Origin of the sequence: Nitrosospira sp. Nsp11, assembly GCF_900142705.1 — a bacterium.
In the GTDB taxonomy this organism is placed as follows: domain Bacteria; phylum Pseudomonadota; class Gammaproteobacteria; order Burkholderiales; family Nitrosomonadaceae; genus Nitrosospira.
Genome location: NZ_FRBV01000001.1, coordinates 357,311 through 380,713, shown reverse-complemented (window position 1 = coordinate 380,713; position 23,403 = coordinate 357,311). Strand labels below are relative to the sequence as shown.

Annotated in this window: 22 protein-coding genes; 16 read left to right on the top strand and 6 right to left on the bottom strand. The window is 52.4% G+C overall.

Features of this window, described 5'->3' with window-relative positions:
* Positions 1-4: 4 nt before the first annotated feature.
* Positions 5-424: a preQ(1) synthase gene (queF, locus tag BUA28_RS01945; RefSeq protein WP_072766447.1), complete on the bottom strand. Its 420-nt coding sequence runs from the start codon at positions 422-424 to the stop codon at positions 5-7.
* Between the two features lie 138 nt (positions 425-562).
* Between queF and smc the strand changes: the two genes are divergently transcribed.
* The 7 genes from smc (at position 563) to def (ending at position 10,402) form a co-directional block, all read left to right on the top strand.
* Positions 563-4,111: a chromosome segregation protein SMC gene (gene smc, locus BUA28_RS01940; protein ID WP_072766446.1), complete on the top strand. Its 3,549-nt coding sequence runs from the start codon at positions 563-565 to the stop codon at positions 4,109-4,111.
* 13 nt (positions 4,112-4,124) lie between these two features.
* Positions 4,125-5,381: a cell division protein ZipA C-terminal FtsZ-binding domain-containing protein gene (locus tag BUA28_RS16355; RefSeq protein ID WP_305887641.1), complete on the top strand. Its 1,257-nt coding sequence runs from the start codon at positions 4,125-4,127 to the stop codon at positions 5,379-5,381.
* Positions 5,378-7,453 (top strand): NAD-dependent DNA ligase LigA, encoded by a 2,076-nt coding sequence (gene ligA, locus BUA28_RS01930; RefSeq protein ID WP_083569826.1) that lies wholly within the window; start codon positions 5,378-5,380, stop codon positions 7,451-7,453. Before BUA28_RS16355 ends, ligA begins: the two co-directional genes overlap by 4 nt.
* Before the next feature lie 45 nt (positions 7,454-7,498).
* A complete protein-coding gene (galU, locus tag BUA28_RS01925; protein WP_072766443.1) occupies positions 7,499-8,383 on the top strand; it encodes a UTP--glucose-1-phosphate uridylyltransferase GalU in 885 nt (294 codons plus the stop codon).
* Positions 8,384-8,428: 45 nt separating this feature from the next.
* Positions 8,429-8,974, top strand: a complete 546-nt coding sequence (locus BUA28_RS01920) for a hypoxanthine-guanine phosphoribosyltransferase (RefSeq protein WP_072766442.1) — start codon at positions 8,429-8,431, stop codon at positions 8,972-8,974.
* Between the two features lie 158 nt (positions 8,975-9,132).
* Complete coding sequence (locus tag BUA28_RS01915; RefSeq protein ID WP_072766441.1) at positions 9,133-9,879, top strand: S-methyl-5'-thioinosine phosphorylase; 747 nt, start codon at positions 9,133-9,135, stop codon at positions 9,877-9,879.
* Positions 9,869-10,402 (top strand): peptide deformylase, encoded by a 534-nt coding sequence (gene def / locus BUA28_RS01910; protein ID WP_072766440.1) that lies wholly within the window; start codon positions 9,869-9,871, stop codon positions 10,400-10,402. The genes BUA28_RS01915 and def overlap by 11 nt, the downstream gene beginning before the upstream one ends.
* A gap of 59 nt (positions 10,403-10,461) precedes the next feature.
* Here the strand turns inward: def and BUA28_RS01905 are convergent, their stop codons facing one another.
* From BUA28_RS01905 to BUA28_RS01885, 5 genes are all read right to left on the bottom strand, one after another.
* On the bottom strand, positions 10,462-10,968 hold the full coding sequence (locus BUA28_RS01905) for a shikimate kinase (RefSeq protein WP_256325237.1): 507 nt from the start codon (positions 10,966-10,968) through the stop codon (positions 10,462-10,464).
* Positions 10,969-11,332: 364 nt separating this feature from the next.
* Positions 11,333-11,626: an EF-hand domain-containing protein gene (locus tag BUA28_RS01900; RefSeq protein WP_176767762.1), complete on the bottom strand. Its 294-nt coding sequence runs from the start codon at positions 11,624-11,626 to the stop codon at positions 11,333-11,335.
* Between the two features lie 231 nt (positions 11,627-11,857).
* Positions 11,858-12,205 carry a hypothetical protein gene (locus tag BUA28_RS01895; protein WP_072766438.1) on the bottom strand — a complete coding sequence of 116 codons (348 nt, stop codon included), beginning with the start codon at positions 12,203-12,205 and terminating at the stop codon, positions 11,858-11,860.
* A complete protein-coding gene (locus BUA28_RS01890; protein WP_072766437.1) occupies positions 12,202-12,570 on the bottom strand; it encodes a phage holin family protein in 369 nt (122 codons plus the stop codon). Before BUA28_RS01890 ends, BUA28_RS01895 begins: the two co-directional genes overlap by 4 nt.
* 40 nt (positions 12,571-12,610) lie before the next feature.
* Complete coding sequence (locus tag BUA28_RS01885) at positions 12,611-13,021, bottom strand: ElaB/YgaM/YqjD family protein (protein ID WP_072766436.1); 411 nt, start codon at positions 13,019-13,021, stop codon at positions 12,611-12,613.
* Between the two features lie 476 nt (positions 13,022-13,497).
* Between BUA28_RS01885 and rpsB the strand changes: the two genes are divergently transcribed.
* The 9 genes from rpsB (at position 13,498) to bamA (ending at position 23,401) form a co-directional block, all read left to right on the top strand.
* Positions 13,498-14,238, top strand: a complete 741-nt coding sequence (gene rpsB / locus BUA28_RS01880) for a 30S ribosomal protein S2 (RefSeq protein WP_072766435.1) — start codon at positions 13,498-13,500, stop codon at positions 14,236-14,238.
* A gap of 103 nt (positions 14,239-14,341) precedes the next feature.
* The gene (gene tsf / locus BUA28_RS01875; RefSeq protein WP_072766434.1) at positions 14,342-15,259 is read left to right on the top strand and encodes a translation elongation factor Ts; all 918 of its coding nucleotides are present in this window, start codon (positions 14,342-14,344) and stop codon (positions 15,257-15,259) included.
* A 13-nt stretch (positions 15,260-15,272) separates the two neighbouring features.
* A complete protein-coding gene (pyrH, locus tag BUA28_RS01870; RefSeq protein WP_072766433.1) occupies positions 15,273-15,989 on the top strand; it encodes a UMP kinase in 717 nt (238 codons plus the stop codon).
* Between the two features lie 100 nt (positions 15,990-16,089).
* Positions 16,090-16,647: a ribosome recycling factor gene (frr, locus tag BUA28_RS01865; protein ID WP_072766432.1), complete on the top strand. Its 558-nt coding sequence runs from the start codon at positions 16,090-16,092 to the stop codon at positions 16,645-16,647.
* Positions 16,648-16,750: 103 nt separating this feature from the next.
* Entirely contained in the window at positions 16,751-17,548 is a 798-nt protein-coding gene (gene uppS, locus BUA28_RS01860) for a polyprenyl diphosphate synthase (RefSeq protein WP_072766431.1), read from the top strand.
* 47 nt (positions 17,549-17,595) lie between these two features.
* Positions 17,596-18,417 (top strand): phosphatidate cytidylyltransferase, encoded by an 822-nt coding sequence (locus tag BUA28_RS01855; protein ID WP_072766430.1) that lies wholly within the window; start codon positions 17,596-17,598, stop codon positions 18,415-18,417.
* Positions 18,414-19,601, top strand: a complete 1,188-nt coding sequence (gene ispC, locus BUA28_RS01850; RefSeq protein WP_072766429.1) for a 1-deoxy-D-xylulose-5-phosphate reductoisomerase — start codon at positions 18,414-18,416, stop codon at positions 19,599-19,601. The genes BUA28_RS01855 and ispC overlap by 4 nt, the downstream gene beginning before the upstream one ends.
* 146 nt (positions 19,602-19,747) lie before the next feature.
* A complete protein-coding gene (gene rseP, locus BUA28_RS01845) occupies positions 19,748-21,115 on the top strand; it encodes an RIP metalloprotease RseP (RefSeq protein WP_178297841.1) in 1,368 nt (455 codons plus the stop codon).
* A gap of 3 nt (positions 21,116-21,118) precedes the next feature.
* Positions 21,119-23,401: an outer membrane protein assembly factor BamA gene (gene bamA / locus BUA28_RS01840; RefSeq protein ID WP_072766428.1), complete on the top strand. Its 2,283-nt coding sequence runs from the start codon at positions 21,119-21,121 to the stop codon at positions 23,399-23,401.
* The last annotated feature ends 2 nt before the right edge of the window (positions 23,402-23,403 follow it).

The following is a 23,403-nucleotide window of genomic DNA, read 5'->3' as shown; positions in this document are numbered from 1 at the left end:
GAAATTATCCTCGTGTTGCAGGCTGAGCCCCGAATGCCGCCAGCTCTACTGCCGGCAGCGGTTGCCAGCCCGGCCTCCGATGTTCCGCGATGACATTGGTAAAAATACCGCCGCGCACATAAAATTTGGCAGTGAGGCGTAAATACCTTGGCTCCAGGACAGCAACGAGGTCATCGGCAATACGGTTGGTTACAGCCTCATGAAACGTTTTCTCGTTCCGATAAGACCAGATGTAGAGCTTGAGGCTTTTAAGCTCAACGCAGTTTACGTTCGGAATGTAATCCAGAATCAAGGTGGCAAAATCCGGTTGTCCGGTTTTTGGACAAAGGCAGGTAAACTCCGGAATCTCCATATGGATATGATAATCCCGCGCCGGCGCGGGGTTTGGGAAAACTTCCAAGTTGGTCGTGGGGTTGCTGGGCATTCTCTTATCTCTTTCAAATCGGTTAGAATTGTCTGCCCTGAGGTACGGTCGTTGCACAATAGCTCAGAATAACTTTAGGGCTTCTTTTCAAGGCTATCTTTTCGAGCCGCTCAATTATAACTGGTTGCGAACGACAAATTGCGTCTCTCCCGCATCAAACTAGCCGGGTTCAAATCCTTTGTCGACCCTACCGAGATTCCCCTTCCAGGGGATCTGGTCGGCGTTGTGGGTCCTAATGGCTGCGGAAAATCCAATGTGATCGACGCCGTGCGCTGGGTCCTGGGCGAATCGCGGGCGTCTGCGTTGCGCGGCGAGTCCATGCAGGACGTGATTTTTAACGGTTCCGCGAATCGCAAACCAGTGGGAAGAGCAAGCGTGGAGCTGATGTTTGATAACAATCTTGGCAAGGCGGCAGGTCAATGGTCGAGCTATGCGGAGATCTCCATCAAACGGATATTGCGTCGCGACGGTGAGTCAACCTATCACATCAATAATATCCATGTCCGCCGGCGGGATGTGGCGGATATCTTTCTTGGCACCGGGGTAGGCGGGCGTGGTTATGCCATTATCGAGCAGGGAATGATCTCTCGCATTATCGAGGCAAAGCCGGAGGAGTTGCGCGTACTTCTGGAGGAAGCAGCAGGCATCTCCAGATATCGTGAGCGGCGCCGGGAAACTGAATCGCGTCTCTCCGATACACGCGACAACCTTCTGCGGATAGGCGATATTTGCCAGGAACTGGGAAAGCAGTTAATACGCCTGGAACGACAGGCCGAGGTGGCCCGACGCTTCAATGACGTGAAAGACCAATTGCATAAAACGCAAAACCTTTTATGGTACGCCCGCAAACAGGAAGCCGCCACGCAACGTACCCTTGCGGAAAAAGAACTCCGATCGCTGCAGACCTCGCTGGAAATGGAAAGCGCGAACCTGCGCGACGCAGAAAAACGCCTGGAAGAGAAGCGCGCTCATCATTACGCCATGGGCGATCTCTTGCATGAGTTTCAGGGCGAGCTTTATGCAGCCAATGCGGAAGTAGCGCATATTGAACAACAAATTCGACACGTGCGTGAAAACTATCATCGCATGGAGCAACAAATCAAGGCAGTGAAGAACCAGCTTGAGAGCCAAAAAAAACAAGCGGAGGACGCAGCAGAAAGTTTGAACCGTTGGCGCGAAGAATTTGAACGGGCTCGCCTGGCGCGCGAAGCCGGCAAACAGGAAGTCGCGGCAGAAAGCGAAAAATTGCCGGTAGCCGACTCCGCTTTTCGGTTATGCCAGGAGAAATTAACCGAAATACAGCGTGAGCTGTTGCTGGTTGAGCAGGCTGGTCAGTTGGAGGAAAGTAACCGGGTCCACGCGGCAAAAAACTTCCAGCAGCTTGAGCTGCGACGGGCACGGCTAACGGCTGAACGAGATTCCTTGCCGCAACCGGAAATCGAAGCGCTGTCCCGCTTGACTCGGCAAATAGAGGTCAGCGCTGCTGATCTGAAAAGTAAACAGGAAACGCTCGTGCAAACCGAAAGCCTCCTGCTGAATGCCGAGAAAGTGAAACGCGAGTTTTCGCACAAAGTGCAAATGCTGGAACAGCAGATTGTCCGGATCGAAGCGCGGCTTGGCGCTTTGCAGCGCCTGCAGAAACGCCTCGAAGGCAGCGAGGGACTGAGCGCATGGATCGCAAGGCATCAGCTTGATGCACTGCCGCGTTTGTGGCAACACATCCAGATTGAGAAGGGGTGGGAAGATGCGCTTGAAGCGGTGCTGCGCGAGCGCCTGAACAGTGTGTCGCTTGGCCAATTGGAGCTGACGCGCGAGTGGGCGGAAGATCCTCCTCCGGGGAAATGGGCGGTGTTCGAGTTAGCGGCCCAGGCATTACAAGGAATACCGGGCGAACAACAGAAGAACTTGAGAGGAAGGGAGAGCTGGATACTGCTGCAGTCGTATCTGACTTGCGATCATGCAGAAACAAGACCTGTGCTGGACGAATGGCTGGACGGAATATTTGTGGCCGAGGATGTGCGGGCGGGTCTCTCGGCACGAACAAGCCTATCTTCCCGCGAAATGCTGGTGACCCGCGAGGGCCATATCATTACATGTCACAGTCTTTCCTATTATGCTCCCGATTCCCAGTTGCATGGCGTGCTGGCGCGGCAACGCGAGATAACCCAGATTGAAGTCGAAGCGGGTGCGCTGAGAGTAAGCCTGGCGGGGGAGAAAGCCGAGCTGGATATGGCGGTGGAAGCCTGCCATGAGCTCGAATCATTTGTATCTTGTCTTCGTGATGATATTGGGGGCCTACAGCAACTGCATCACGACGTACAAATGCAAGCATTGAAGCTCACGCAACTCGCTGACCGCACTAGCCAGCGGCACAAGCAGATTGACAGCGAATTGGCTGAAATAGGGCAGCAGGCAACGGCAGAGTCCTCCCGGAAGCAGGAGGCCGAAGAAAAATTGATGCAGTATCAGGTCCAGGTCGAAGCGCTGCAACAGCAGGTAAAAAAGGAAAAACAAGCGCGGGAAGCAGCGGAACAGTTTTTGGATGCACAGCGTCTGCGCGTGCGGATTGCCGAGAAGGAAATGCAGGAGGCTGCATTTCACGAAAAAACCTGCTTGAATAAAATCTCCGAAGTGGAGAATTCCATTCGATATATTGGCGAAAATGCTGTTGAGCTCGAGGCTCATCTGGAAAAATTGCAAGCCGGACAAAGTGATTTTGATGAAACGCAATTGAGCAGCCTGCTTCAGGAACGGCTGGCGTCGCGTGAACAGCGTGAGGAGAGATTGGCGGTTGCGCGCAACGCCCTTGAAGATGCGGCCAGCGAATTGCGAGAAATAGAGCAGGAGCGCATGACCGCCGAGCAAAAGTTGCACCCGCTGCGGGAGGGCATCAACCAGGCGCGCCTCAAGGAACAAGAGGCGCGAATTGCCGAGGATCAGTTTAGTGAGCAATTAAGGGAATCAGGTGGTTCGGAGCAGGAACTGGTCCACTCTCTCGGGAAAACAAGACCTTTCGCATTGCAGGCTGAGATAAACCGGATGAATGGAGAAATTGCTGCGTTGGGAGCAGTCAATCCGGGTGCGCTCGATGAGCTGGAATCTTGCCAGACGCGTAAAACTTATCTGGATTCACAATCGCAGGATCTGGAGGAGGCATCCGAGACCCTTAAAAATGCAATCCGGCAGATAGATCGTGAAACCCGCGAACGACTGCTGGAGACTATCGAAAAGGTCAACGGGCATCTGGAAGAGATGTTTCCCACCATGTTCGGTGGCGGGCAAGCGAAGCTGATATTGAGGGGTGAGGAAATTCTCGATGCAGGCATACAAATTTTCGCCCAACCGCCGGGTAAGAAGAACAGTTCTATCAACCTTTTGTCCGGCGGTGAAAAAGCGCTCACTGCGCTGGCGTTTGTGTTCTCGCTGTTTCAACTCAATCCTGCGCCGTTTTGCCTGTTGGATGAAGTGGATGCCCCTCTGGATGATAGCAACACCGAGCGGTTCTGCAATCTGGTGCGGAAAATGTCGCTTCGGACCCAGTTCGTGTTTATCAGTCACAATAAGATCACTATGGGAATCGCGCAGCAATTAATTGGCGTCACTATGCAGGAAAAAGGCGTTTCACGGGTGGTTGCGGTAGAAATCGAAGAGGCTGTAAGACTGAGCGGCGCTTCCACGGTGACTTGAACATATGATGAACATGAGCGAATTGCAAATCAGCTTGATAGCCATAGGACTCATTGTGGTTATGGGTGTTGTTCTTTTTAACTGGATGCAGCAACGCCGCTATCGGCGGGGTGCGGAAGAAGCATTCGGGCCAAAGCATGAGGATGTGCTGCTGAGAGAAGCCATGTCCAGTGAACAAAATGAAAGGATTGAACCGCAACTCGACAAGGGGTTCTCGCAAGAGCCCCGGATGGAGCCAGACGGAGAATCCACCGAAAAACCAGCCGAAGAAACTACCGAAGGACCAACCGAAGGACCAACCAAAGAACCTACCGAAAAACCAATCGAAGAACCGTGCGAAGAACCAGCAGAAGCTGCGGAAATTGCCAAGCCCAAGCTGGAGCCGCTCATCGGTTCGGCCAGGGCTATAACAGCGGTTGAGCGGGAGTCAGCGCCGCTTGAGGAGGACAATTCCCAGGAGAGTGTGGATTATATTATTGAAATCCGCAGCGAAAAACCGATCATGAATTCGAGCATGGCAGAGGTGTTACAGCGGAGATTCGATTTCAGCAAGCCGGTGCGATGGCTGGGGCAGAGGAGTTCAGAAGCATTTTGGGAAGAAATCACCACGGAGGCCAACGGCAAGGGTGGCTATACACATTTGCGCGGTTGCCTGCAACTCGCCGATCGAGCCGGTCCGATAAGCGAAGTAAGTTTGTCCGAATTTCGTGACATGGCGGAAAACTTCGCCACGCATGTGGCAGCAGCGGTAAATTGCCCCAACATACATAAGGCGTATGCGCGCGCGATATTGCTTGATGAATTCTGCACCCAAGTGGACGTCATGGTGGGCATCAACATTATCAGCAAGGATAACAGTGTGTTTACCGGCGCCAAAATTCGCGTCCTGGCAGAAACGTCGGGGTTCAAACTGGGAGCCGAAGGTCTGTTTCATTATCGTGACGAAAACAATGCGATCTTATTTTCCCTCGGAAACTATGAGCCTTCCCCTTTTCTCCCGGGTAGCGTACGCACGCTTACGACGCGTGGTATTACATTTCTTCTTGATATACCGGGCGTAGCAAACGGCGAAGCCGTTTTTGGGCAAATGATTCATCTTGCCGGTATCTTCACGGACAATCTGGGGGGAATCATGGTAGATGATAATCGCATACCCTTGAGTGACAGCGGCATCCGCAAAATCAAACAGCAATTAATTGCGATACAGTCCACCATGCTGTCGCGCAATATCCCTGCGGGTGGCGAAACTGCGCTGAGGCTATTTACGTGAGTGGACATCCGGATGAAGTCTCTCAAGTAGCGCGCCGTATACAGGAACTGCGCGGCACTATCGAACTGCATAATTACAACTACTACGCACGGGATACCCCGACAATTCCGGACGCGGAGTACGACAAGCTGTTCCGTGAATTACAGGAACTTGAGCAGCGCCATCCGCAACTCATTACACCTGATTCCCCTACTCAGCGCATTGGTGCTGCCGCGCTCACTGAATTTCCCCAGATTGTCCATCGCATCCCGATGCTCTCCCTTGGCAATGCATTTGAACCGGCGGAGGTGGAGGCATTTGACCGGCGCGTGCGCCAGACCTTAGGCGTGAGCATGGTGGAATATGCGGTGGAACCTAAATTCGACGGTTTGGCGGTAAGCCTGTGTTATGAAAATGGTATATTCAGGACCGGCGCCACCCGCGGCGATGGCTACGTTGGCGAAGATGTTACCCTGAATTTACGCACGGTCCAATCTATTCCCTTGACGCTTAAAACCGGCGCTTGTGGCGAAGAAACTCCTTCCTTTCTTGAGGTGCGCGGGGAGGTACTGATGTTGAAGGCTGATTTCGAGAAACTTAATCGGCAACAGCGTGCAAAAAATGAAAGGGAGTTCATCAATCCTCGCAATGCCGCGGCAGGTGCGCTACGCCAACTCGACCCCGCCATTACGGCAAACCGTGGACTGAAGTTCTTCGCCTATGGCGTCGGCGCTTGTGAAGGCGGAAGCGTGCCTCGGGATAAACATCATCATATAACGGACTACCTTGCGTCGCTGCGTTTTCCGGTCGCGCAAGAACGCAGTACCGTAACCGGTGTAGCGGCATTGCTGGAATATCACCGGGGAATATGCATAAAGCGTGAACATCTGCCCTACGATATCGATGGCACGGTATATAAGGTCAACGATCTTGCGCAGCAGGAGAAGCTTGGGTTTGTGTCACGCGCCCCCCGATTTGCCCTCGCTCATAAATTTCCAGCACAGGAAGCGATAACGGAATTGCTGGGAATCGACGTACAAGTAGGTAGAACCGGTGCTATGACGCCGGTTGCGCGATTGAAGCCGGTGTTTGTGGGGGGCGCCACCGTTACTAATGCAACGCTGCACAACGAAGATGAAATCAGGCGTAAAGATGTCATGATCGGTGACAAAGTAACAGTGCGGCGGGCGGGCGATGTGATTCCCGAGGTAGTGGCAGTACAGAAGGAGAGCCGACCGCCGCATGCAAGGCCATTCGTCATGCCCGATCACTGCCCGGTATGTGGCTCGAAAGCAGTGCGCCTGCCTGGCGAGGCGCTAACACGTTGCACGGGCGGGCTGTTCTGTCCGGCACAACGAAAACAGTCGATTTTGCATTTTGCCTCACGCCGCGCTATGGATATCAACGGCCTGGGCGATAAGCTCGTGGAGCAACTGGTAGACAACGCCATTATTAGAACACCGGCAGATCTTTATAAACTGGGCATAACCGGACTTGCCGCGCTGGAGAGGATGGCGGACAAATCCGCAAGCAATGTCATAAAGGCCATCGAAAAAAGCAAAAATACCACGCTGGCCCGGTTTATTTATTCGTTGGGTATCCGTAATGTGGGCGAGACCACTGCCAAGGATCTGGCCCGGTACTTCGGTGGGCTGGATAGGCTGATTGCAGCGGATGCGGAAAGTTTGCGTCTGGTGCCGAATATTGGACCTGTAGTGGCTGAGAGCATTGCCGATTTTTTTGGAGAAAGGCACAATCTCGAAGTTATCGAACAATTGCGCGCCAGCGGAATACGATGGAAGGAAGACGAAGGCGCACAAGCAAAGGCGAGCTTCGATATCATCTCGGATATGGGCAAAGCCGGTGGCAAGATTTTTGTGCTGACGGGGAGCCTGCCAAATCTGACACGGGAGGACGCCAGGGAGAAAATAGAAACCGTTGGGGGAAAAGTAACAGGCAGCGTTTCGGCAAAAACCGATTATGTAGTGGCTGGTGCAGACCCTGGCAGCAAGTATGACAAGGCCGTTGAATTGGGAATAACGGTCCTTGACGAGGCAGGACTGTTACAATTATTGCAAGGTTCGCAAGGTTGATTCAAGTTGATTTTTCCGAAATCCCAACACTAAGCGAGTGCGTTCATGGCCAAAATAACTAAAGCGGTTTTCCCCGTGGCGGGGATGGGCACCCGTTTCCTCCCTGCTACCAAGGCGAGCCCCAAGGAAATGATGCCCGTCGTGGATAAGCCTTTGATCCAGTACGCCGTTGAAGAGGCTGTGGCGGCGGGCATAACAGAAATGATCTTTATAACTGGACGTCATAAGCGTGCTATAGAGGATCATTTCGATAAAGCTTACGAGATGGAAGCAGAGCTGGAAGCACGCGGTAAAACGGAAACGCTGGAAGTGCTGCGGAATATTCTGCCGAAAAACGTTTCCTGCATCTATATCCGTCAATCGGAAGCGCTCGGGTTAGGCCATGCAATCTTATGTGCTCGCCCCGCAGTGGGTAATGAACCATTCGCAGTACTGCTTGCGGACGACTTGCTGGCGGATGACGAACCGATCATGCAACAGTTGTGCCGTGTATATGAACAGAACGGCTGCTCGATATTAGCCGTACAAGAAGTCGAGCCGGAAGATACGGTGAATTACGGCATTGTGAAATGCGGGCCAGGGATGAACCGGCTGCACCCTATCACCGGTATTGTTGAAAAACCCGAGCCAGAGGATGCACCCTCAACGTTAGGCGTAGTGGGCCGTTATATTTTGACTCCCAAAATTTTTGAGCATCTGGAAAAAATCGATCCTGGCGCGGGCGGGGAAATTCAGCTCACGGACGGCATCGCCTCGCTATTATTGGAAGAGCGCGCGTTGGCGTATGAATTCTCGGGTACCCGTTACGATTGTGGAAGCAAGATAGGTTATCTCAAGGCTACTATCGCGCTGGCGCTTGAGCATCCGGAAGTGCGCCAGGAATTTTCCGATTATCTGGATGCCCGATGCCGCGACATTCCTTTGGTTTGACGATTTTTTCTTTTTACGATTTTAGCTGATACCCATACTGATCCGATGCTTTCTTGTGAAGAAGCGAAGAAGATCCTGGGTGCAGCGGAGCAGATATTTTCTGCTGACGTGGTATCCCAGACGGTCAAACAAATGGCAGTCGAGATTACTGCGGCACTATCGCATCGGTATCCGCTGGTGTTGAGCATAATGGGCGGGGCCGTGGTGTTTACCGGTCAATTGCTACCGTTGCTGGAATTTCCGCTCAATTTCGATTACCTTCACGTCAGCCGCTACGATAATGAAATTCGGGGTGGTAAAATCAATTGGAAGGTATTACCCCCCGAAAACGTGCGGGACAGGGTAGTGTTAGTGCTGGATGACGTCCTTGATGAGGGGGTTACGCTTGCGGCGATCCGCGAACGGGTCATGGGCCAGGGCGCAACGGCCTTTTACAGCGCCGTTTTTGCTGAGAAAGTCATAGGCAAGCCCAAGCCCATCAGCGCGGATTTTGTGGGTGTCCTGCTGCCGGATCGCTTTGTGTTTGGCTTCGGTATGGATATCTATGGCGCGTGGCGGAATCTCCCCGCGATTTACGCCTTGAAGGCGTAGGAAAAACCGGAAAATATGAAACCTGCAAAGTCGCTAACGTCGCCAACGCGCGACAAGAACGAAAAGAACGAAAGTTGCGGGGTGAGCGCCGGCGAGCCATGTTTTTTTTAAAAGCGGTCAAGCCCGAGCACTCTTCAATATTTCTGGATTTCTAAGACATGCTTGCAATCATCGGAGGCACCGGCATGGCCCAGCTTGCCTGTCTTGAAATATCGCATCGGCGCATCATGACGACGCCTTACGGCGAACCGTCGAGCCCCCTGACTTTCGGGAGGATTAATGGCAACGAGGTCGTATTCCTGGCGCGCCATGGCTATGGGCATACGATTCCGCCTCATGAGGTAAATTATCGTGCCAACCTCTGGGCGCTGCAATCACTGGATCTGACCCGGGTGATAGCTGTTGCTTCGGTAGGCGGTATCCGCTCGGATTTAACACCCGGCGTGGTTGCAATTCCCGATCAGATTATCGATTATACGCATGGTCGCAAGTATACTTATCACGACAACGCAGCCAAGTCCGTAGTTCACATCGATTTCACCGAGCCCTATTGCAAATTGACTCGTGGACGCTTGCTGGAAGCAGCGGGATGTGCCGGTGAGGACGTAATCGATGGTGGCGTCTATGGCGCAACTCAAGGGCCCCGGCTGGAAACCGCCGCCGAAATCAATCGCATGGAACGGGACGGGGTAGATATGGTAGGTATGACCGGTATGCCCGAAGCGGCGCTCGCTAAAGAATTGGGCCTCTGCTATGCGGCGATCGCGGTAGTGGCCAATCATGCCGCGGGACGTAAAACGAGCGTACATGCGATTCGCCTGGAAGATGCTCATGCTGTTCTGGAGAAAGCGATGGTCGGTGTCAGGAATATTCTCGAGCACGCGGTGGAGCTCGATGTCGATTAAACCCGTCTTGAGAATGGGCGCTCCCGGATTGCTCGAAGTGGCCCGCAAAGTGGAGGCGTTCGGTACCCCCGAGCTTGAGGCCCTGATTCGAGATATGCATGACACCATGGAAGCGCTCAACGGCGCGGGACTGGCTGCACCTCAAATTGGAGTCGGGCTACAAGTAGTAATCTTCGGGGTGAAGCGCAATCCGCGCTATCCCGATGCGGAGGAGGTGCCCTATACCGTATTGGTGAATCCGGAGTTAACACCGCTGGCAAAAACCATGGAACAGGGTTGGGAGGGCTGCCTCAGTGTTCCAGGCATGCGCGGCATGGTTCCACGTTTTACCAAGGTGCGCTATCAGGGCCTGGATCAGTATGGTAAATTCATAGATCGGAGTGTCGAGGGGTTCCACGCCCGTGTCGTACAACATGAGTGCGACCATTTGGAGGGCATTCTCTACCCCATGCGTATTACTGATTTTCGTACATTTGGTTTTACCGATGTTCTGTTTCCAGACGAGGCGCCAATGGACGAGTAAGCTGAGCTATCCGTCTCCCTCTTTACTCATCAGTCCGCCAATTTATAGACCTTTTCTTTTCAAATTTCATCCATTCTTAGATCGGAGCAGGCCAGTTGTTGTGCCAGCAGTTGCGCAAGATGGCGTGCACTCCGTTTTCCGCTTTCAACGATGATATGCGCTGTCTCCCGGTAAAGCGGGTCCCGTTGCGCATAAAGCTCGGTCAGTTTCGTGCGAGGATCCTGAGTCTGGAGCAATGGACGATTCTTATCATGTCGCGTTCGTCGCCACAAATCATCAATTGTGGCTCTCAAGTAGATCACGGTGCCGCTACGCTTCAGCATCTCGCGATTTTCCGCGCTTAACACTGCGCCGCCGCCTGTGGCAAGCACAATATTTCCGGTTTTCACCAGTTCGGAGAGCATTTCTGTTTCCCGCTTGCGGAAACCAGCCTCTCCCTCAATTTCAAAAATAAGAGGTATGCTAACGCCAGTTCGCTTCTGGATTTCCCGATCCGAGTCGTGAAACTTTTTTTCCAGAAAATTCGCCAGAAGCCTGCCGACCGTCGTTTTTCCCGCTCCCATCATTCCGACCAGAAAAATATTTCCCCTTGTCTCGTCCAGGACGGGCTCGCCTACCCTATTATCTAGCGTCACTATTGCTTTAATTGCATACATTCACGAATTGTAGCCGAAATGCCCTGATCCACGTTAACTACAATATGTTCAGGTTTTGACCGCCAAGGACTAAAACAATCCCCGCCAAGTCGGACTGTATTTTGATGGCAATGGCTCGGCTTACCGATCGCTCGCAAGTCGAAGGGCGGTGTAAGCAAGATAACTAGATAACTTTCAGCAGAACGAGCAGAAGAGCAGAAGAGCAGAACGAGGAGGCGAAAGCCGCAGCCTACGACCCACAACCAGGTGTCCGGGTAAGTTTAAGTGGGGCATATCACTTCAACCTGATGCGAGGCGCCTTAGAGAACTCATCCTGATTCAGCCGTCCATCCCGGTCAATGTCCAGACCTTCAAAAGTCCGAGCTGACATCTTCTGTGCCGCTGCTTCTTCAGTGCTGATATAACCATCCTCATCGGTGTCGTATAATTCCCACGGGGGCGCCACTGCCTCTGGCGTATTCCGGTTTCCCTCGGGAGGCGCCTCTGCATAGGCCGGCCCTGCGGCGCTGGCAATCAGTATTGCAAACCACTGCAGTTTGAAGACCTGGCATGTTGAAAAATATCTCACGGGACCGCCTTTATGATAGTAGCTGGCGCTGAGCAGAAGAAATCCAGCTAGAGCAGCAATGCAGATCAATATCGCTCAGTTCATCAAGAAGTAAACTATTATTAAAACAAATGCGGGTACGCCCAGAATCCAGGCGAGAATATATTTACCCATGATAACTCTCCTCAAAAAAAGCAGAAGCAGCTTGTTTCGGCCATGCCATAGTCACATACGCATTTTTTCGTTGCCGAATCATGCGCGGTGGTTACGCGAGCGTAGCGAACTTATTACCGAGGGTAGGACCCGACGCATAATGAGTGTTCTTGCGCTGCTGCCCAGCATTCCTGCCGTGAGCGCTACGCCGCCTTTCACCGCTTTGTTCAGTCGTCCGCGTGAAACCAACGACAGCGCAACAAGCGCGCCGGAGACGTAATACGGATGTCGCGTTAGGAATTTGAACGTATGGCTACGCGGGAACGCATGCGTATCATGGACTTGTTCGTCTTCATGCTCATGGACAAATCTGGATCGATAATTTCTACGACTGGCATCCATCCGCTCCAGTAGCGCTTTTTGTTCATCTTCGAGAGCGGTGCTCATACCACATCCTTCATTAGCTTTATATCCTGCTGCAATTCATCACGCACGACATCGAAGGCCGAAACAGAAACTGTCGGTTTTGGTGCTGCGGCGTAAACCAGAAAAGCTATCAAAGTGTAAATGCCGGCAACACCCCATGCGGAGAGTATGCGATAAGGGGTGTCCCAGCAGGTAATGATGACGGCCAACCCCAGGAAGATCAGACTCAAGGCAGAAAAAAGCGCTGCCATTAGATAGCTGACCACTTGCTTCTTCCAATTTTGAACCTGAATCTCCGCTGATAACTTCACCAACTCGAGATAGTCGTCGACGCGCTCTAACGCAAGTGTTCCGAGTTGTTGGGCTTTTTTGATGGACTCAAACATGGCGATTATCTCGACTGGGGTGCTGGAGCCGGATGGACGGTTAACGGCGCGTCATCAGCAAGCCGATCAGCAAGCCGATGCCGGCGGCGTAACCTACCGATTGCAGGGGATGCTCCTTTATACACTCCTTGGAACATTCAACACCATAGTCGAACTGTTCGCGGGCATCGTGGGCCAGGTCCGTCGCCGCTTCACGCGTGGAGGCAACCTTTGCCATCAGTTTTTCCTTGGCTTCCTCGAGGTCAACATCCGATAAGCTGGGTATTCGCGAAATCAGGTCGTCAAGATCGGCTCTGAGATTGGCGAGTTCTTCACTCGCGACGTCACCCACCTGCTTACCTGCGGATTTGGCCGCATTTCCGACCCGCTGAGCTGCGGTGCCGGCCCGGTCCGCCATGTTTTCTGCCGCGGCTTTTGCGTCATCAATCTTATCCGAAGTATTCTGTTCCATAATGGCTCCTTCAATTGTTAGTCAGAAGATATACGCAGTACTCGATTGTGAGCGCCTCGTCATGAGTGATCAGTTTCTCACAATTGTTGACGTGGCTATGTACGTTGACACACATACCACTAAATCCGTCCGTTGACCGCTCACTCCACTCCGTCCTGCTGGATTGAGGATAATCCAATCGTTATCAACGGAATCCTGCTATTTCTCTTCCGAGGCCTAAACATATAGGCCCTTCCGCGCACGAAACGTAACGCACGCCAGAGTTATATATCCCATTTCTCGGGTTCAAATTGAGTGAATCCCGGCAAAAATGATATAATTTCCCGCTAATCTGGCTTTGCGGTTAATTGGTCCCCAAGTTCCAGGATGAATTTTTCGTAAGCCAGCTTAAATTCGCATATCCGTCTGTTTCAAATAGGGTGCTCTTCAGGAGAGCGACTATGGCGGATAGAGGCTCAACCCCACAGGAGAAATTCATGTCAGTAACCATGCGACAAATGCTCGAGGCGGGTGTCCATTTCGGGCATCAGACCCGTTTCTGGAATCCCAAGATGGCACAGTACATTTTCGGCCATCGCAACAAGATACACATCATCAATCTCGAAAAAACCCTGACGATGTACCAGGATGCGATGAACTATGTGCGCCAGTTATCGGCCAACAAGGGCAATATTCTGTTTGTCGGCACCAAACGCCAGGCGCGCGATATCGTGCGTGAGGAAGCCCTCCGCTGCGGTGCTCCCTATGTCGATCAGCGCTGGCTCGGCGGGATGCTCACCAACTTCAAGACGATAAAGCTATCGGTCAAGCGTTTACATGATATGGAGGCGATGGCTGAGGATGGCACTCTCGACAAGCTTTCCAAGAAAGAAGCGCTGGATATCCAGCGCGATCTGGAAAAGCTCGATCGCAGCCTAGGCGGTATCAAGAACATGAAAGGCTTGCCCGATGCCATGTTTGTGATCGATGTCGGTTACCAGAAAGGAGCGATTACGGAGGCCAAGAAGCTCGGCATACCGATAGTCGGCGTGGTGGACACTAACCACAGCCCTGAGGGGTTGAACTATGTTATCCCTGGTAATGACGATTCCAGCCAGGCGATACGCCTTTATGCACGTGGTGTCGCCGATGCGATTCTGGAAGGGCGCAATCAGGCCATGCAGGAGATCGTTAAAAATGAGCTGGCAGAGGCGGATGAGGCAATAGCCGCGGAATAACAGGGGCTGCTGTTAGCTGGCCAGATGGGTTTTCCTCTGCGCAGGCAACGCTGGCGATATGATCAACGCCCGGCTACTTTAACAAATTATATCTGGAGTGAATATGGCGGACATCACCGCAAAAAGGGTGAAGGAATTGCGCGACATGACCGGTCTAGGCATGATGGAATGCAAGAAAGCGTTGACTGAAGCCGGCGGGGACATTAAAGCGGCGGAGGATCTGCTACGCATCAAGAGTGGCGCCAAGGCGAGCAAGGCCGCCGCGCGTGTTGCGGCGGAAGGAATGGTGGCGGCGTATATTACGCCAGATGGCAAGAGCGGCGCCTTGGTGGAAGTCAATTGCGAAACCGATTTTGTCGCCCGAAATGAAGACTTTATCGGTTTTGTCCGCGATCTTGCGCAGTTGGCAGCGACGAAAAATTTAGCCGATACCGAAGCATTGGCGAGCGCTGCGCTGCCGGGCGGGGAAAACGTGGATGAGTTCCGGGAAGCCTTGATAATGAAATTAGGCGAAAATATCAGCCTGCGCCGTTTCGCGCGACATGTAACGCAGGGGCATCTTGCTTCATACTTGCACGGTGCAAAAATTGGCGTAATGGTTGATTATACGGGGGGTGACCAGGCGCTAGGCAAGGATTTGGCGATGCACATCGCGGCCAGCAAACCGATATGTGTGTCAAGCGAGCAGGTGTCACCCGAGTTGCTGGCGCGCGAAAGGCAAATCTATGCGGCACAGGCGGAGGAAAGCGGTAAGCCTGCCGATATCGTCACAAAGATGGTTGATGGGCGTGTTGTCAAATACCTTGCTGAAGTTACTCTTCTAGGCCAGCCATTCGTCAAAAATCCCGATCAGACCGTGGAGAAACTACTTACCGCAAAGTCTGCGAAGGTTAATGGCTTTACCCTGTTTATCGTGGGTGAGGGTATCGAAAAGAAAACTGGCGATTTTGCCGCCGAAGTGATGGCGCAAGTAAACCAGGCCAAAGAAGACAACACGTCGCAGTCAAATCAGCCAAATTAATTATTCATTATTCATGACGATCGCCTCTTACAAGCGTATTCTGCTGAAGCTCTCCGGTGAAGCTCTTATGGGCGATGATAGCTATGGCATCAATCGGGCGGTAATTGAACGAATCGTAGCCGAGATCACCGACGTAATTCAGTTGGGCGTCCAGGTGGCCGTGGTAATTGGCGGTGGCAATATCTTTCGAGGAATAACGTCCGCTGAAGATGGGATGGATCGCGCCACCGCGGATTACATGGGGATGCTGGCTACGGTCATGAATGCCCTGGCGCTGCAGGATGCCATGCGCCGCGGCGGTTTGGTAAGTCGGGTACAGTCCGCGTTGCGAATTGATCAAGTCGTGGAGCCTTATATCCGTGGGAAGGCCATACGTTATCTGGAGACCGGGAAGGTGGTGATTTTTGCCGCCGGTACAGGCAATCCTTTTTTCACGACCGATACTGCTGCCGCGCTACGCGGGATGGAAATGAACGTCGATATTGTACTCAAGGGCACCAAGGTGGATGGCGTTTATACCACTGATCCCAAGACGAATGCCGACGCCATCCGCTATCAAAAGCTATCGTTTGATGTGGCCATTGCCAAGAATCTCAAGGTGATGGATGCGACGGCATTGACCTTGTGCCGCGATCAGAAGTTGCCGCTCAATGTATTCAGCATATTCAAGCCGGGTGCGCTGAAACGGGTGGTGATGGGGGAAGATGAGGGAACGTTGGTGCAGGCTTGAAATGGTCTACATTTTTACTGCTTAACACCATTGTAATCATCCGTAAAATAGGGACTGTCAACGATCAGTGCAAAATTCCGTTATTCCGTAAACGACAATCATGATCGCCGAGATAAAAAAATCCGCTGAACAAAAAATGCAGAAGAGTCTGGATGCGCTGAAACTGGACCTGGGCAAGATACGGACCGGGCGGGCTCACACGGGTCTGCTGGATCATGTTACGGTCGACTATTATGGCGCACCGACGCTCATCAATCAGGTCGCGAACGTCAACCTGGCGGATGCGCGCACCATCACCGTCGCGCCATGGGAAAAGAAAATGCTGGGTGCGATTGAAAAAGCGATTCGAAGCTCCGATCTGGGGCTAAATCCTGTCACTGTAGGCGAGTTGATCCGCGTACCCATGCCCGCGCTCACTGAAGAACGTCGTCGTGATCTCACCAAAGTGGTTAAGCATGAGGGTGAAACCGCGCGGGTGGCGGTGCGAAATATCCGCCGTGACGCAAATACGCACCTGAAGGATCTGCTGAAGGAAAAAGAAATAGCTGAGGATGATGAACGCCGCGGACAGGATGAGATTCAGAAAATCACCGACCGTTATATCGCGGAAATAGACAAACTTCTGCAGATCAAGGAAGCCGAACTGATGGCGATCTGAGGTTAAGCTGCCTGCACAAGGTATTGCGGAGGTAAGCGTCCGCTTTTGCGAACGGTGCTACGCATTACTGGATTTTAAATGTCCTTGACTCAACCGTATCCCCATGCCCGTTACCACCAGTTCAACTCGGGAAATACCTGAAACCGGCCTGATTCCGCGACATATCGCCATCATCATGGACGGCAATGGCCGTTGGGCGAAAAATCGCTTCATGCCGCGGATGGCTGGGCATAAACGCGGGGTGGAAACAGTTCGCACAGCGATCAAGGCTTGTATAGAGCGCGGGGTGGAATATCTCACCTTATTCGCTTTCAGTAGCGAAAATTGGCGCAGGCCGACGGACGAGGTCGCATTTCTGATGCAGCTTTTCATCAGCGTGCTCGAGCAGGAGGTTACCAAACTGCACGAGAACGGCATTTGCTTCAAAGTGATCGGCGATTTGTCCAAATTTGATCAAAAAATAGTCGAATTTGTTCGCAATGGGGAGGCGCTTACAGCAGGGAACAATCGATTTACACTTACCATTGCGGCCAATTACGGTGGGCGCTGGGATATGATGCAGGCTGTTCGGAAAATGCTGGAGCAACACCCGCAATTGGCTGCTTCTTTTGACGAAAATGATTTGATGAAGCATTTTGCTTTGAACTATGCTCCCGAACCGGATCTATTTATCCGTACCGGCGGCGAAAAACGCATCAGCAATTTTCTGTTATGGCAATTGGCTTATACCGAGCTTTATTTCACCGATACGTTGTGGCCGGATTTTGATGCGCGTGCGCTGGACCTCGCGATCCAGTCTTATCAACAGCGTGAACGCCGGTTTGGGCGCACCAGCGAACAACTTCAAACGACGCCACCCGGTCATGGAGGAAGAGAAGCTGTCGTCAAAAAAACGGCATAACTTCTACACCTTTCCATCCGTGCCGTTTCTTCTTTACCTTCCCAGTCATGCTTAGGGCTCGGATTTTCACCGCCGTCATTATATTATGCCTTTTCCTTGCGGCATTATTTTACCTGTCGCCTATTTTCTGGATGGCATTGCTGCTTATCTTGACTGCCGCAGGCTCATTGGAATGGACCCGGCTCGCAAAGTTTTCCCTCAAGCATTCCATCGGTTATCTTTTATTTACGGTGTTGCTGACGGGTGAATTGCTATTCCTGCTTAGCGGCGCCGTTTTAGCTGATCCGTATACCACGTCATTTCTCTGGATTTACGTCGCATCACTGGTGTTCTGGACGCTGGGCGTTCCGTTTTTGCTGAGATCAAAACGTCCGATCGGAAATACGGCCTTGCTGGCATTGACGGGTTGGTTGCTGCTACTGCCGACGTGTTTTGCCCTGTACCAGTTACGGTCCATCGATCCGCTTCTCCTGCTGGGGTTCATGTCCACCGTCTGGATATCCGATACCGCGGCGTATTTTTCCGGACGTGCCTGGGGAAAGCATAAGCTTGCGCCCGCTATCAGCCCGGGAAAGACCTGGGAAGGCGTGGCGGGAGCGCTGGCTGCGGTGTTTATTTATGCGCTGATATGGAGTTATGCGGGAGGAGACGAAGTTCCAGCCAGGTTACTGATACCGCTGTTACTTTTACTCGCCGCCATGGGAATCATCGGAGATTTGTTTGAATCCATGATGAAACGTCATGCCGGACTCAAGGATAGCGGAAATATTTTGCCCGGCCACGGTGGTATACTTGACCGTATTGATGCCCTGACTTCAACCCTGCCCCTGGCAGTTTTGTCACTTCTATTGTTACAGTCCGAATTATGATAGCAGTTCGTCACCTCACTATTCTTGGTTCTACCGGTAGCATCGGCGTAAGTACGCTTGACGTGGTTTCACGCCATCCTGACCGGTTTCGTATCGTTGCCCTTGCTGCCAACAAGAGCGCCAAAAAAATGCTGGAGCAATGCCGTCGCTTTCAGCCCCGTTATGCAGTCCTGCTTGAGGAAGCGAGCGCTGAATGGTTGCAGACCGAAGCGCGTGCGGCAGGGCTTGCTACCGAAGTGCTCTGCGGTGTCGAGTCTCTGGAAAAAGTGGCGTCGCTAGCAGAAGTCGATACCGTGATGGCCGCGATCGTGGGTGCCGCGGGCATACGTCCCACGTTTGCCGCCGCCCGTGCAGGCAAGCAGGTGCTGCTCGCCAACAAGGAAACGATGGTCATGGCGGGGCGGATTTTTATGGATGTGGTCAAAGAAAATAACGCTACTCTACTGCCGATTGATAGCGAACATAATGCGATTTTTCAATCGCTACCGCAGCATTTCAATGGTGATTTAGGTGCAATCGGGGTACGCCGCATTTTACTGACGGCATCCGGGGGGCCGTTTCGGCAATCTCCGCTGAGCTCGCTGGAGCAGGTAACGCCGGGGCAGGCATGCGCTCATCCCAACTGGGTAATGGGGCGGAAGATTTCAGTCGACTCCGCTACCATGATGAACAAGGGGCTGGAAGTCATTGAGGCGCATTGGCTGTTTGAGGCCCCCCCGGACCAGATCCAGGTAGTGATTCATCCGCAGAGCATCATTCATTCCATGGTTGAATACGTGGATGGTTCGGTATTGGCACAGCTTGGTAATCCGGACATGCGTACGCCGATTGCACATGCCCTGGGTTTTCCGGACCGGATTGAAACGGGTGTGACACCTCTGGATATGTTCAAAGTTGGCCGGCTGGATTTCGAGGCCCCGGATTTTAAACGCTTCCCCTGCTTGAGGCTTGCATACCAGGCGCTGGCTACCGGCGGCAGCGCACCAGCGATACTTAACGCAGCCAACGAAGTAGCGGTAGAGTCTTTTCTGACATGTAAAATGCCTTTTACCGCCATCCCGGCCATGATTGAAGATGTGATGCAGACTATCGGCCACCAGGATATCGCCACCCTTGATGACGTGCTTGATGCGGATAGCATAGCGCGTGAAGCTGCACATGAGTGGCTGACGTGCCTGGCATAAAGTACCGTCGTTTCTCCCGTTGTGCCTGACGCCAACCTGATCATTTCTCACCGATCACGCTGTTATCCCGCTTTGCGGAAGACAGCAAGCCATTTCTTCCGGATATTTGAAGCTCCCCTGGGCCGCGTTACCAGCCGGCATACCGCATGACATTCATTTTCACCATCGTTGCTTTCGTTGTTGCCTTAGGGTTACTGATCGTATTTCATGAATTTGGCCACTTTCTGGTAGCGCGCTGGTGTGGAATAAAGGTGCTGCGTTTTTCGATCGGCTTCGGTCGGCCTTTATTACGGAAGCGCTGGGGAAAAGACCAAACCGAGTGGGTAGTAGCGGCTTTTCCTCTCGGCGGTTACGTGAAGATGCTTGATGAAAGCGAGGGTGCCGTTCCGCCCGAGGAACTGACGCGAGCCTTCAACCGCAAGTCTGTGGCACATCGGCTTGCGGTTGTCGCGGCAGGACCTATCGCCAATTTTCTTCTGGCAATCGTGCTTTACTGGTTCCTGTTCGTGCTCGGCGTCAGCGCCATGAAACCCGTCCTGGGGCCCGTCGCACCTGCAACACCAGCAGCGGTTGCAGGCTTTGAGAAGGGGGACACTATCGTAAAAATCGAAGCAGAACCCGTCACGACCTGGCAGGACGCTCGCTGGCTGTTGTTGTCGAATGCGGTTGAAAGGTCACCTGCCGTGGCCGTGGAGACGCTTGATACACACGGACGACTTGTCTTGCGGCGAATAGATTTCAGCGGCATTGATGCCGATGACCTGGACGGCGATTTTCTGAAGAAGGTCGGCTTGAGCAGCTATCAGCCCGCGGTGAAACCCATTATTTCACAGGTCACGCCGGATAGCGCAGGTAGCCGTGCCGGTTTGCAGGCGGGTGATGAGATTCTGGCAATAGACGGTAAGCGGATTACGCTTTGGGAAGATCTGGTGCAAAAGATACGGGCCAGTCCGGGAATTCCGCTCATGCTGGATATCCGTCGTAATGAAACAACGCTGAGCATGGAAGTCATTCCCGATACAACCACCGACAGCGGGGAGAAAATCGGGAAAATCGGTATTGGACCCCAAATCGATCATGACGAGTTGAAGAAGCTGCTCATAGAAGTCAGCTATCCGGCGGGCACAGCCATGGCCAAGGCCATTAGCAAAACCTGGGAAACGTCGGTATTTACTTTGCATATGATGTGGAAAATGGTTGCGGGTGAAGTGTCCTGGAAGAACGTGAGCGGTCCCATCACAATCGCCGACTACGCAGGCAAATCGGCGCAGATGGGCCTGTCATCCTACCTGGGCTTTGTCGCCCTCATCAGCATCAGTCTGGGTGTGCTGAACCTGTTACCTATTCCCATACTGGACGGGGGGCATTTAATGTATTATGTGATCGAAATCGTCAAAGGCAGTCCTGTTTCTGCGAAAGTTATCGAAATGGGTCAGCAGGTCGGGATGGTACTGTTATTTGTCCTGATGGCTTTTGCCATATACAACGATATCAGCCGGCTTATCCCCAGTTAAAGTATGAAAGTCAGGTATCTCGTCGCGCTTGTTTCTGCCTTCTGCGCTTCGGTTTCATGGGCGCGTGAGCCATTCGTAGTGAGAGACATACGAGTGGAAGGCATACAGCGAACCGAGGCTGGGACAGTGTTCAGTTATCTTCCCGTGAAGGTGGGAGATACGCTTGACGATGAAAAGGCCGCAGCAGCCATCAAAGTGCTCTATGCCACCGGCTTTTTCAAGGATGTGCGACTCGAATCTGAAAACGGCATTTTGATAGTGGTGGTTGAAGAGCGCCCCGCTATTGCACAGATCAGCATTATCGGCGCGAAGGAATTCGAGAAAGAGAAACTGAAGGAAGGCCTGAAACAGGCCGGGTTGGCGGAATCGCGGATATTCGATCGCTCGGTGCTGGAACGAGCCGAGCACGAACTCAAGCAGCAATACCTCAGCCGTGGCAAATACGCGGTAAAAATCACCACTACCACAACGCCCCTTGAACGTAACCGCATCGGAATCAATTTCCATGTGGATGAAGGCAAGACCGCCAAAATTCGCAAGATCAATATCGTTGGGAACAGGGCTTTCAAGGAAAAAGAGCTTCTGAGCGCGTTCGTATTGAGGACGCCTGGTCTGCTAACATGGTTTACCAAGGAGGATCAGTATTCGAAACAGAAGCTTTCCGCTGATCTTGAGTCATTACGATCCTACTATCTCAATCGCGGCTATCTTGAGTTCAGCGTTGAATCCACCCAGGTATCGATCACTGCCGACATGCAGGACATTTATATTACGGTAAATATCGCTGAGGGTCCGCAATATAAGGTGTCCGAGATAAAACTGGCTGGCGAACTGCTGGTACCGGAAGAAGAATTGCGCAAGCTTATAAAAATTGAAGAAGGTGCTGTTTTTTCACGTGAGCAGCTGACTGAATCCATCAAGCTCATTACCGATCGGCTTGGCGATGATGGTTATGCATTTGCAAATATCAACGCGTCGCCTCAACTGGATAAGGAAAAGCAACAGGTAGCGTTTACTTTTTTTATAGATCCTGGGCGGAGGGTGTACGTAAGGCGTATCAACATAACGGGCAATAACCGTACGCGGGATGAAGTAATACGTCGGGAAATGCGCCAATTCGAAGGCGGATGGTATTCGACCAGCAAGATTAATCAGTCAAAGACCCGTATAGACCGCCTGAATTATTTCAATTCCGTCAGCCTTGAAACCCCGGCGGTTTCAGGCGCCACCGATCAGATTGACGTGAACGTCGAGGTTAAGGAAAAGCCCACAGGCGCGGTAATGTTTGGAGCGGGTTATTCCAATATGGAGGGACTGATACTGAGCGGTTCCATTGCCCAGGACAACATTTTCGGTACAGGTAAACTTGTCAATCTCATGATCAATACCGGTCGTGTAAACAAGACCTACTCGTTATCTTATACCGATCCTTATTTCACCCGCGACGGCATTAACGCCGGGTTCGATCTTTATAAGCGAGTCCTGAATACGAGTTCGCTGTCATCCGTGATGAACTTCAATACCGACACCACCGGCGCCGGTGTACGCTTTGGCATGCCGGTCAACGAAAACGACAGGGTTATAGGTGGACTGGGGATCGAAAATACTGTAATCGATCTAGGCGCCAACAGTCCCCAGCGCAACATCAATTTTGTGGAAAAATTCGGGCGGAGTACCATCAATATACCTCTAACGCTCAGCTGGCGGCGCGATGGCCGAAATAGCGCCATCTGGACGACCGAAGGCACCACACAGCGGGTATTTGCTGAAGCAGGTCTGCCGGGAGGCGATTTGACCTATTATAAAGTGAGTTATGACCTTAGTTGGTATTATCCTATTACGAAAATCTTTACTCTTATGTTGAAGGGCGAGTTCGGATACGGCGACGGGTACAATGGAAAGGATCTTCCCTTCTTCAAGAATTTTTTTGCCGGTGGCAATACCTCGGTTCGAGGCTATAACATCAGTTCGTTGGGTCCACGTGACGCGTCCAATAGAGCGCTCGGGGGCAATAAGCGCGGTGTAGGCAGCGTGGAGGTACTGTTCCCGATGCCCGGCATGAAAAACGATCGAACAGTGCGCCTGAGCGTATTTCTTGACGGCGGCTCGGTCTGGGGTCCTGATGGAGAAAGGCCGCAGCAGGAAGGCTTGCGTTATTCGGCGGGAGTCGCGGTAATGTGGATTTCACCGATGGGACCACTTAAAGTCAGTGCCGCACAACCTTTGAATGATAAACCGGGCGACAGTTTGCAGCGGTTTCAGTTTCAATTTGGGCAGCAGTTCTAAAT